Raw genomic sequence first — 11,820 nt, 5'->3', positions numbered from 1 at the left:
TCGGTGAAAAAGGTGAGCGGGAGCGTGGGCGATGGCCGATAACATGTCCGAGGACCTCAAGGCCGGGGCGCTCGTCTACCACCGCCTGCCCAAGCCCGGGAAGCTGGAGATCCAGGCAACCAAGCCGCTGGGCAACCAGCGCGACCTCGCCCTGGCCTATTCTCCGGGCGTCGCCGCCGCCTGCATGGCGATCCACGACGATCCCCAGGAGGCCGCGACCCTCACGATCCGCCAGAACCTCGTGGCGGTGCTCTCCAACGGCACGGCCGTGCTGGGCCTGGGCGATATCGGTCCGCTCGCCTCGAAGCCCGTGATGGAGGGCAAGGCCGTCCTGTTCAAGAAATTCGCCGGCATCGACGTCTTCGACATCGAGGTCGACCAGAAGGACGTGTCCAAGCTCGTCGATGTGGTCTGTGCCCTTGAGCCGACCTTCGGCGGCATCAACCTCGAGGACATCAAGGCTCCCGAATGCTTCGAGGTCGAGGAGCAGTGCCGGGCCCGGATGAACATCCCGGTCTTCCACGACGACCAGCACGGCACCGCGATCATCGTGGCGGCCGCCGTCCTCAACGGCCTGGAACTCGCCGGCAAGAACCTGTCGGACGTCCGGATCGTCACCTCCGGCGCGGGCGCGGCGGCCCTGGCCTGCCTGAACCTGCTCGTCTCGCTCGGCGCGACCCGCGAGAACATCACGGTCACCGACATCAAGGGCGTGGTCTACAAGGGCCGCCCGGAGCTGATGGACCGCTGGAAGGACATCTACGCCCAGGAGACCGACAAGCGCACGCTCGCCGAGGTGATCCCGGGTGCCGACGTGTTCATCGGCCTCTCGGCCGGCGGCGTGCTGAAGCCCGAATACCTGAAGGAGATGGCCGAGAAGCCGCTGATCATGGCGCTCGCCAATCCCTATCCGGAAATCATGCCGGATCTGGCCGAGAAGGAGCGGCCGGACGCGATGATCTGCACCGGGCGGTCGGATTTCCCGAACCAGGTCAACAACGTCCTCTGCTTCCCCTACATCTTCCGCGGCGCGCTGGATGTCGGCGCCCACAAGATCAACGAGGAGATGAAGAAGGCCGCCGTGAAGGCGATCGCGGGTCTGGCCCACGAGACCACCTCCGATGTGGTCGCCCGCGCCTATGGCGGCGAGGCTCGGCCGTTCGGGCCGAAATCCCTGATCCCGAGCCCCTTCGACCCGCGGCTGATCCTGCGCATCGCCCCGGCGGTCGCCAAGGCGGCCATGGATTCGGGCGTGGCCGGCCGGCCGCTCGCGGATTTCGATGCCTATGTCGACAGCCTCGACCGGTTCGTGCACCGGTCGGGCCTGATCATGAAGCCGCTCTTCTCGAAGGCGAAGGTCGAGCCCAAGCGCGTGATCTACGCCGAGGGCGAGGACGAGCGGGTGCTCCGCGCCGTCCAGGCGATCGTCGAGGACAAGGTCGCGCGGCCGATCCTGGTCGGCCGTCCGCGGGTGGTCGAGACCCGGCTGAAGCGCTTCGGCCTGTCGATCGAGCACGGCCGCGACTTCGAGCTGATCGATCCCGAGGACGATCCCCGCTACCGCGCCTACGTACAGACCTATCTCGAGGTCGCGGGCCGGCGCGGCATCACGCCGGACGCGGCCCGCACGCTGGTGCGCACCAACAACACCGTGATCGGCGCCATCGCGGTGCGCCGGGGCGAGGCCGACGCGCTGATCTGCGGCCTGGAGGGTCGGTTCGAGACCCGGCTGCGCATCATCCGCGACGTGATCGGGCTCGCGCCGGGCGTGGAGCAATGCGCGGCGATGAGCCTCGTGGTGACCCATAACGGCGCCTACTTCCTGGCCGACACCCATGTCCGCCAGAACCCCACCGCCGAGGAGATCGCCGACGTGGCGCAGGCCTGTGCCAGCCATGTCAGCCGCTTCGGGATGACCCCGAAGATCGCGCTCCTGAGCCATTCCGATTTCGGCCAGTCGGATTCGCCCTCCGCGATGAAGATGCGCGACGCCCTCGCGCTCCTGCAGCGGCGCGACCCGGAGCTTCAGGTCGACGGCGAGATGCAGGCGGATTCGGCGCTGAGCGAGATGGTCCGGGAGCGCGTGCTTCCGGGGTCGCGGCTGAAGGGCGCGGCCAATGTGCTGATCTTCCCGAATCTCGACGCGGCCAACATCGCGTTCCAATTCGCCAAGGTGCTGGCGGATGCCCTGCCGGTCGGCCCCCTGCTGATCGGGCCGGCCAAGCCCGCCCACATCCTGACGCCCTCGGTGACCGCGCGCGGCATCGTCAACGTCACGGCTGCGGCCGTCGTCGAGGCTCAGGCGGACGAGGCCGTTTTGGCCAGGGTCGAAGAGAGCGGCGTCGGCATGATCTCCGAATGAGGAACGCCGGTCGACGGCCGCGAGCGTGGCCGTCGATTTGCTTACCGCTCCCGCGGTTACGAAACCAACGGGAGAAGACGCTATGTGCGCGGGCGACGATCCAACCTGCCACGCCTTCGAGGAGCATCGCCGCCGGTTCCGGCGGGATCTGGAACCGGAACGGCGCGCGTTCCTGAAGAGCAGCTTCGCGGCGACCGGCGCCGCCGCGGCCTTCGCGGCCGGCGGCCCCTCGCTGGTGAGCCCGGCCCTGGCCCAGGCGAGCGGGGCCAAGATCGCCGCCACCGCGCATTATCACCTGCCGGCGAATGCCGAGACCGTCCATTGGGGCTTCTTCAGCCGCAGCCTCAAGCCGAAGGTCGAGATCGGCTCAGGGGACTTCGTCACCATCGAGACGCTCACCCATCAGGCGAGCGACGATGCCGAGCGGATGATCCAGGGCGATCCGGGCGCCGAGAGCGTCTATCTCTGGACCAAGGACAAGATGGGCGTCTCGCCCCGTGGTGCCGGCGCCCTCGACGCGAAGATCGGCCCCGGCGGCGGTCAGGGCGTCCATATCTGCACCGGCCCGGTGGCGATGCGCGGCGCCGAGCCCGGCGACGTGTTGGAAGTGCGGATCCTCGACGTGGCGCCCCGCCCCTGCGCCAATCCCAAATACAAGGGTCTCGCCTTCGGCAGCAACGCGGCAGCCTGGTGGGGCTATCATTACAACGACCTGATCACCGGCGATAAACCGCGCGAGGTCGTCACGATCTACGAGGTCGACGCCACCGGCGAGCGCGACTGGGCCCGGGCGGTCTACAGCTTCCGCTGGCCCGGGTTCACCGATCCGTTCGGCGTCTCACACCCGACCATCGACTATCCCGGCCTGCCGGTCGATCATTCCAAGACGCAGAAAACCTACGAGGTTCTCAAGGGCATCCGGGTACCGATCCGTCCGCACTTCGGCACCATGGGCGTCGCGCCGGCCGAGGCCGACCGGGTCAACACGATCCCGCCGAGCTATACCGGCGGCAACATCGACAATTGGCGGATCGGCAAGGGCGCGACGCTGTACTTTCCTGTGGCGGTGCCGGGCGCCCTGTTCTCTGTGGGGGACCCCCATGCCAGCCAGGGCGATTCCGAATTGTGCGGCACCGCGATCGAGTGCTCGCTCACCGGCACCTTTCAGTTCATCCTGCACAAGAAGGCCGACCTGCCCGGAACGCCGCTCGAAGCGCTCGATTTCCCGATGATCGAAACCCGGGAAGACTGGGTGCTGTCGGGCTTCAGCTACCCGAACTACCTGCGCGATCTCGGCCCGGACGCACAGACTGCGATCTTTCAGAAATCCTCCATCGACCTCGCCATGCGCGACGCCTTCCGGAAGATGCGCCAGTTCCTGATGCACGCGAAGGGGCTCACCGAGGACGAGGCCATCTCGCTGATGTCGGTGGCGGTCGATTTCGGGATCACGCAGGTCGTGGACGGCAATTGGGGCGTCCACGCCGTGGTCAAGAAGGCGATCTTCTCCGATCGGGTCGCCTGAGATGCGGCGACGCCCCGATCACGGACGGCGTCGCGCTTCTCCAGGTCATCTCCGGGCGATCATGCGCGCGGAGAGGCCGATGTCGATCGAGCCTGCGCAGGGAAACCGGCTCATGCGGCCTTCGCGGTTCCGGCCATGGTCATCAGACCGGTGATGACCCGATAAGTCTCGGACCATGCCTGTCGGATCTCCGGCGTGAAGTCCGAGCCCAGACCCTGTTCCAGGGTCCACAGCAGCGCGGCGCCGACGGGCTCGTAATGAGCCTGCAGGGCGCCGTAGCCGACGTGCCGATCCCCGAGGTCGCGCACCGTCGCGACCAAAGCTTCCGGCTTATCCAGGTTCGCCACCGTCAGGGCCAGCATGGCCATCAGCTTCCGCTTCTGCGCGCTCATATCGTTCGGGAAGAGCGAGCGGACCTGGGGGGCGGTCTCGAAGAGGCGCCCGTAGAACAAGTCCGAGGCGGTGTCGCCCAGCGATTGCACCTTCGCGAAGCTGTCCTGCACCAGCCTGACCTGCGCGGCCGAAACGGCGTAGGACACGCGGACGCTGGCCAGGAATCGTCCGACCTCGGCGGTCAGGTGCTCGGACTGATTCGACAGGACGGAGGCCGCATCGAGAACCTGACTCGCGGCCTGTCCGGTGCTCTCCGCCGCCTGAGCGACGCCGGTGATATTGCTGGTGACCTCCCCGGTTCCGACGGCGGCTTGCCCGACGTTGCGCACGATCTCCTGGGTCGCCGCGCCCTGCTCTTCCACGGCCGCCGCGATCGAGGTCGCCACGCCGTTGATCTCTTGGATCCGGGCGGTAATCGCCCCGATGGCTTCGACCGCCTGACCGGTGGACGCCTGGACCGCCGCGATCTGGCCGGAGATTTCCGCCGTGGCCTTGGCCGTCTGCTCAGCCAGTGCCTTGACCTCGGAGGCCACGACCGCGAAGCCCCGACCGGCGGTGCCGGCGCGGGCGGCCTCGATCGTGGCGTTGAGGGCCAGCAGATTGGTCTGCTCGGCGATCGATGAGATGAGCCCCACGACGTCGCCGATTTTGTCCACGGCGCTGCTCAACTCTCGCACGCGCGCCGCGGTCCGATCGGCCTCGGCCGCAGCCACCTGCGCGAGCTCCGCCGAACCATCGGCCTGACGCCCGATCTCCTGCACGGATGCACCCAGTTCCTCGGCGGCGACCGCGACGGTGTTGACGTTCTTGGACGCCCGCTCGGCGGCGGCCGCGACCGTTGCCGATTGTCCGGCCGTCTGCGTGGCGGTCGCGGTCATCGTCTGCGCCGTCACCTGCAGTGCGGAGGCTGACGTCCCGACCTGGCCGATCATGCCGCCGACCGCCTGCTCGAAGCGCTGGGCCATCTGGCGCAGGCTCTCCCGCCGCTGGTCATCGGCATCCAGGCGCGCCCGCTCGGCCTCGACCTCCAATTCGCGGGTGCGGGTCAGGTTGTCCCGGAACGCTTGCACGGCCGCCATGATCGGGGCGAACTCGTTCCGATACGCGGCCACGGGAAGATCGACCGTCGTTTCGCCGGTAGTCAGCGACCGCATCGCGCCGGCGACGATCCGGAGTGGCCGCAGCACGCCCCCGACCAGGGCAATGAGCCCCAGGACGACGAGCAGCGCGGCCGCCAGGAGGGCTGCGGCATTGCGCAGAACACCGTGGCGTGCCAAGTCCGAAAGGGTCTCGGCGCGGGCGACCATCTCGTCCAGGGCCGAATCGGCGAGATTGACGATGGTCATCTGCTCGGCGGTGTTCCGTCGCCGCACTTGCTGGAACGTGTAGGGCGCGGGCCGCTGCTGGCTCAGGGCATCGAAGATCGTTTTGGCCCCGGCGGCGGCCTCACCCTCGAAATTGTTGTGCTTGGCTTTCTCGAACGCCGCGCGCGCGGTCTCCGACAGGTCGGCGGCAGCCTCGCTCGTGTTCAGCCAGGCTGTCCGGACCTGAGCCCGCTCCTCGGCCGCGGCCACCGTCTCGGGAAGCGACCAAGAGGTTCCGGCGGCCAACGATGTCTGGACCCGCAGGGCGACGTTCCCGATTGCGACGCGGGTCGTCCAGGCGGACCGCTTGAGGACGAGATAGCGCTGCAGGATCGCGTCGGAGCGCGGGATCGCCGCATCCACGGCGTCCGTGGTCGCCGTCAGCGCGTCGAGAAGTTCCTGAAAGGCGGTGAGGACCATCGGCAGCAGCGTGGGGTCTCGCTGCGCCTTCGGGACACGCAGGGCGGCATCCACGCGGGGACGGAGCGCGTTCACGGCCTCCTGAGCCGCATGGAGACGGTTGAGTGTTGCAGTCACGGCGGGCACGTTCTGGTCCCGCAGCAGGTCCAGGACGACCTTGAGGTTTGTGATCATCGCCTCGCGGTTCGTGGCGATGGCGGCGAGGCTGTCATTGTCGGCGACGTCCTCACCGCCGAGGGTAAGAGAGGAGCCCCGTTCGAGCCGTACTGGAAGAATCGTCTTGAGCAGGTGCCGGCTCGCGCGGGACAGACTGACAGCTTCCCGGGCCTGCTGCGCCGTCAGGTGTGCAGAGACCAGATTATCTCCCGAATAGCCCAGAAGCATAACGGCCATTACAATTATGATCGTGAGCATCATTGCTCTAATTGAAAATTTGCCGAGCAAATTCATGCCGATTTATTCCAAGATCGTTCTGGGAGAAATTTATTCCAGCCTCTTAGCGGAATAATCTGCCGATTGCACGCGCTAAAAATGAATCGTTCTTGGTTTGACGAGGTCGTATCGATAATTACGACTGTTATTAAGCGGCCTTATGAGTAATTCTGTCCCTATAGAAATTGAAAACGAAAAAATGAAATCTCAAGAGATGCGATATCTAGCGCAATGCTTCGCTGTGTCGTGCTCGTTCTAAGGGGGAATGCCCATCGCGTCCGAGAACCGGCCTGCGCCGGTCTGCCTATCTTCGGAACTGCTGCCTGCGAGGCCTGGGTCGCGGTGAGGCGTATCGCGCGTTCGCGACGAGGGCGCGCAGGAACGCGACGCGCCGCATTCCCGAGGGCGAAGAATCCGCCGCGTCGCTCACCCGACCTGCGGCGGCGGACTCGTAGGTGCGCTGTCGCTCCGTCCGGTCCCGGCCTGGATCAGATCAGAAGGATCCGCCCGTAATCTCGACGCGCCCGTCGAGGCCGATGATGCGTCCGAGACCGCGAACGCGGTTCAACAGGCGGTCGCCGCTCAAGGCCTCCCAGGCATGGGGCAGCCGCAGCACCACGCGGCCGTCTTCGACGGCCAGCGGGGCCCGCCCGAGGGCACCGTCCATGCCGGCGGAGATCGGGAAGGCGACGCGGAGCAACGCGCCCAGCAGACGGGCCCGTTCGAACAGGCGCGGACCGGCCACACTCCGGAGCATCGGGTTCGCCTTTTCCGGGGCGAGCCCGGTATGCCGCAGCGATACCGCCAGGGCGAGATAGGCCCGCCCCGGATGGTCGACACCGACGAACGCCGCGTTCTGGATCACCGCGATGCTCTGCTCGTCGCGATAATCGGGATGTGCCCGCCAGCCGACATCCGACAGCAGGCAGCCCGCATGGCGCAGACGGCGCTCGTCGGCGGTCTCGTGACCGTCGAGCGTCGCGACGAACTGGTCCGTCCAGGCGATCAACTCTTCCCCGTGGCGTGGCGAGCGCGCCCGGAGAACATTGAACTCCGAAGCCGAGGCCAGAAGCGGATCGAGCAGCCGGGTGTCGCGGTCGAGCTGCTCGAACAGCAGGCCCTCGCGGACCCCCGATGCCGAGATCGCCACCTCCCGCGGGCGTCCGACCCGGATGATCTCCTCCAACACGACGGCGCCGTAGGCGAGCAGCGGGCGCCGTGCTTCCGAGATCGCGTCGACGTCCTGCAGCAGCGCCACATCCGTCTGCTCGACGACCTGCAGGAAACTCAGCTCGTCGCTCGGCTCCACCGCGTAGCCATGCATCACGTGGACGGGGTAGCCGCGGGCCGCCTGGTGAAGCCGCGCGATCGCCCGCCAGGTGCCGCCGACCGCGTAGAAGGTCCGCCCGCGCAGGGTCTCGAGCTGCGGCGCGGCCTTGCGCATATACTCGCGGACGATCTTCGATGCTTTCTTGAGCGAGCCGCCGGACAGATCCTGGAGGGCTAGGCCGCCGAGGGGCATGGTCACCCCTTGACCGACCACGGTCCCGCGAACGTCCACGAGTTCGAGGGAGCCGCCGCCCATGTCGCCCACGACCCCGTTCGGCGCGTGGAAGCCCGAGACGACGCCGAGCGCCGACAATTCTGCCTCGCGCCGTCCGGAGAGCAGCTGGATCTCCTGGCCGCAGGCCGCCTCCGCGGCGCGCAGGAAATCCGGACCGTTCTCGGCGTCCCGGGCCGCCGCCGTGGCGAGCACGAACACTTGGCCCACGCGCATCGTCTCGCACAGCACCCGAAACCGCGCGAGGGCGGCGAGCGCCCGGGTCACCGCCTCCTCGTTCAGCCGACCGGTCGTCAGGACGTTGCGGCCCAGACCGCACAGCACTTTCTCGTTGTAGAGCGGCGTCGGTGCCCGCGTCAGGCCGTCATAGGCGACGAGCCGCACCGAATTGGAGCCGATATCGATGATTGCCACCGGCTGATGCGCGGCGCTGCCGATCGTCTCCGCATCATGCGCGAGGGTGAGGTTGGCACGAGGGCTGCCCAAGCGTCCGAGTCCTTCATGAGCCCGGTGCGCCTGCCGGCGCGCCGTGCGGGAGGTTTAGCCCAGTGTCGCTGCGCGGCGAAACTCAGCTGCGCTGCGCGCGCCGGCTCAGGGCGCGCGGGCTCGACTTCTTCGAGGCCTTCCCGCGTCCCGAGAGGCTGGGGTTGGTCATGAAGTACTTGTGGGCATTGAACGGCTCCTCGCCATCGGCCGGCTGGATCCGCTCGCAGCCGCCCGAAGCCAGCAGGCGCCAGCTCTGACGGTTGTCGAGCAGGTTGGCCAGCATGATCTGATCGAGCACCTGCTGATGCACCGTCGGATTGGTGATCGGCAGCAGCGCCTCCACGCGGCGGTCGAGGTTCCGGCTCATCAGGTCGGCGGAGGAGATGTAGACCGTGGCCTTCGGGTGCGGCAGCCCGACGCCGTTGCCGAAGGCGTAGATGCGCCCGTGCTCCAGAAAGCGCCCGACGATCGACTTCACCCGGATCGTCTCCGACAGGCCCGGGATGCCGGGCCGCAGGCAGCAGATGCCGCGGACCACGCAGTCGATCTGAACCCCGGCTTCCGAGGCGTCGTAGAGCGCGTCGATGATCTGGCTGTCGACCAGCGAGTTGCACTTGATCCAGATCGCCGCCGGGCGACCCGCCTTCGCATGGGCGACCTCCGCGTCGATGTGCTCGAGGAGGCGATTCTTCAGCGTCAATGGCGAGACCGCCATCCGCTCCAGCTCCGCGGGCTCGGCGTAGCCGGTGATGAAGTTGAAGATGCGCGACACGTCCCGCGCGATGGCGGGGTCCGCCGTGAAGAAGGACAGGTCCGTGTAGACCCGTGCGGTGATCGGGTGGTAGTTGCCGGTGCCCACGTGGCAGTAGGTGACCAGCTTGTCGCCCTCCCGACGGACCACCAGCGACAGCTTGGCGTGGGTCTTCAGCTCCACGAAGCCGAAGACCACCTGCGCGCCGGCCTTCTCAAGGTTGCGCGCCCAGCGAATATTCGCTTCCTCGTCGAAGCGCGCCTTCAGTTCCACCAGCGCGGTGACGGACTTGCCCAGCTCCGCGGCTTCGGCGAGCGCCGCGACGATCGGCGAGTTGGACGAGGTCCGGTAGAGCGTCTGCTTGATCGCGACCACGTTCGGGTCACGGGCGGCCTGCGCGAGGAACTGCACCACCGAATCGAAGGATTCGTAGGGGTGGTGGACGATGAAATCCTTCTGTCGGATCGCCGCGAAGACATCGCCGCCGCTCTCGCGGATGCGCTCCGGGAATCGGGGATTGTAGGGCTTGAACTTCAGGTCCGGCCGGTCGATCCCGACCACCTGGGACAGCTCGTTCAGGGCGAGCATGCCCTCCACGATGAAGATCGCGTCCGCGGCGATCTCCAGCTCGTCGGCGACGAAGCTGCGCAGATCCTCCGACATGCCCGCCTCGACCTCGAGCCGGATCACGACGCCCCGGCGCCGCTGCTTCAGGGCCGTCTCGAAATGCAGGACGAGGTCCTCCGCCTCCTCCTCGATTTCCAGATCGGAGTCGCGGACGACGCGGAATGCGCCGCTGCCCTTGACGAGGTAGCCCGGGAAGAGCCGCCCGGTGAACATCCCGATCACCTGCTCGATCGTGATCAGCCGCGCCGCGGTCTCGCTGTCGCTCACCGGCAGGCGCACGAAGCGGTCGATCACGCCGGGCAGGCGGATGAGGGCGCGCAGCAGCCGGCCGTCTTTGGGACGCACCAGCATCAGCGCGATGGTGGTGCCGAGATTCGGGATGAACGGGAACGGGTGGGCCGGATCGATCGCGAGCGGCGTCAGGACCGGGAAGACGTGGTTGAGGAAATACTCCTCCAGCCACGCCGCCTGATCGGCCGAGAGGGCGGCGGGCTCGACGATGTCGATGTCGGCGGCGTGCAGCTCCGCGCGCAGTTCACGCCAGCGGGCCTGCTGGTCGGCGGCGAGGCGCGAGACCTCCACGCCGATCCGGGCCAGCTGCTCGGACGGCGACAGGCCGTCCTGCGACGGGACCGTGATCCCGGCCCGCACCTGATCGATCAGGCCGGCCACGCGGACCATGAAGAACTCGTCGAGGTTGTTGGCCGAGATCGACAGGAAGCGGAGGCGCTCCAGCAGCGGATGATTCGGGTTCGACGCCTCCTCCAGAACGCGCCGGTTGAACTGCAGCCAGGACAGCTCGCGGTTCACGAAGCGCTCCGGCGAGTGGCGGAGGGACCGCCCGGCCTCCAGCACCGGCTCGCGGGCCGCGCCGGCAACGGGCTCCGCCGGAGCCGCGGCTGCCGGCCACTCGTCACTGGCGTCGGCGGCGGCTGCCGGAGCGGCCCCGGCGGCGATCGAGTCGGTCTGCGTGCGCCGGGTCGCGGGCGCGCGCCGCGTCGTCGGATTGGCCGCCGCGCGCCGACGGGGCTCGGCTGCCTCGTCGGCGGCGTCGCGGTCCACGGGCTTCTGCGTCGATTCCATCCCCGATCCCTGTCTCTACGCGTCGCTCCTCGCGGCGGCGGAGCGTGTATCACCCTAGACCGGCGGCCTTCACGACAGTTTCGTGACGGCCGCCGCATTCCGCGTTCAGCCGGCCGGATCGGGCTCGTCGTCCAGTCCCATGCGCCGCAGGACGGCCAGCGCGAGCGGCCGGCTGATCCGGCGTCCGCGCCCGAGGGCGTCGCGGTCGAGCTCGGCGACGACGTCCCGGGCGCGGCCCAGCGACCGGTCGATGCGCAGGGCCAGCGAATCGATTACCCCGAGATCGACCACTAGCTGACGGTCCACGAACAGCTTGACCAGGACCGCCCGCAGCAGGGCGTCGTCCGGCGCCTCGATGGCGATGCGCGGCGCCAGCCGGAGCCGCGAGCGCAGGTCCGGCGTGGCGAGGCCGAGGGCGTCGATCCCGGTGCCGCTCGTCAGCAGGATCGGGCAGGCGCGCTCCCGCGCCCGGTTGAGCAGATGGAACAGCGCCGCTTCGTCGAGCCGTTCCGTCCGGTCGATATCCTCGATGACCAGAGCGCCATTCGAGATGAGGTGCTGGATCGCGTCGGCCCCCAGCTCGGCAGCTGGGAGGGTCCAGGCATGGGCGCGCTCTGCCCAGATCGCCGCGAGATGGCTCTTGCCGCTGCCCGAGGGACCGGTGAGGACCAGGACACTGTCCGGCCAGTCCGGCCAAGCCTCGATCAGCGCGTAGGCGGCCTCGTTGGCCGGTCCCACGAGGAAATCCTCGCGCCCATAGCGGGGGTCGAGGGGCAGGTCGAAGGCCAATTGTCGGGGTGGTGCGTTCTCGCGCAT

General features: G+C 68.1%; 6 protein-coding genes. 2 read left to right on the top strand and 4 right to left on the bottom strand.

Going from position 1 to position 11,820, the window contains the following annotated elements; all coding sequences use genetic code 11:
- Nucleotides 1-31: 31 nt before the first annotated feature.
- Together MCBMB27_RS00030 and MCBMB27_RS00025 are read left to right on the top strand one after the other, a co-directional pair.
- Complete coding sequence (locus tag MCBMB27_RS00030) at nt 32-2,362, top strand: NADP-dependent malic enzyme (protein WP_075379591.1); 2,331 nt, start codon at nt 32-34, stop codon at nt 2,360-2,362.
- Nucleotides 2,363-2,444: 82 nt separating this feature from the next.
- Nucleotides 2,445-3,887 (top strand): acetamidase/formamidase family protein, encoded by a 1,443-nt coding sequence (locus MCBMB27_RS00025; RefSeq protein ID WP_075379590.1) that lies wholly within the window; start codon nt 2,445-2,447, stop codon nt 3,885-3,887.
- 110 nt (nt 3,888-3,997) lie between these two features.
- Here MCBMB27_RS00025 and MCBMB27_RS00020 read toward each other — a convergent pair whose 3' ends face one another.
- The 4 genes from MCBMB27_RS00020 to MCBMB27_RS30375 form a co-directional block, all read right to left on the bottom strand.
- Nucleotides 3,998-6,457, bottom strand: a complete 2,460-nt coding sequence (locus MCBMB27_RS00020; protein WP_236952853.1) for a methyl-accepting chemotaxis protein — start codon at nt 6,455-6,457, stop codon at nt 3,998-4,000.
- A 532-nt stretch (nt 6,458-6,989) separates the two neighbouring features.
- Complete coding sequence (gene ppx, locus MCBMB27_RS00015) at nt 6,990-8,543, bottom strand: exopolyphosphatase (RefSeq protein WP_043383698.1); 1,554 nt, start codon at nt 8,541-8,543, stop codon at nt 6,990-6,992.
- A gap of 82 nt (nt 8,544-8,625) precedes the next feature.
- Nucleotides 8,626-11,004, bottom strand: coding sequence for an RNA degradosome polyphosphate kinase (locus MCBMB27_RS00010; RefSeq protein WP_043383697.1), 2,379 nt, complete (start codon nt 11,002-11,004; stop codon nt 8,626-8,628).
- Nucleotides 11,005-11,109: 105 nt separating this feature from the next.
- Nucleotides 11,110-11,820 carry a P-loop NTPase family protein gene (locus tag MCBMB27_RS30375; RefSeq protein ID WP_043350885.1) on the bottom strand — a complete coding sequence of 237 codons (711 nt, stop codon included), beginning with the start codon at nt 11,818-11,820 and terminating at the stop codon, nt 11,110-11,112.

This window comes from Methylobacterium phyllosphaerae, assembly GCF_001936175.1.
Taxonomy (GTDB): domain Bacteria; phylum Pseudomonadota; class Alphaproteobacteria; order Rhizobiales; family Beijerinckiaceae; genus Methylobacterium; species Methylobacterium fujisawaense.
This window is presented reverse-complemented; position numbering and strand designations above follow the sequence as displayed.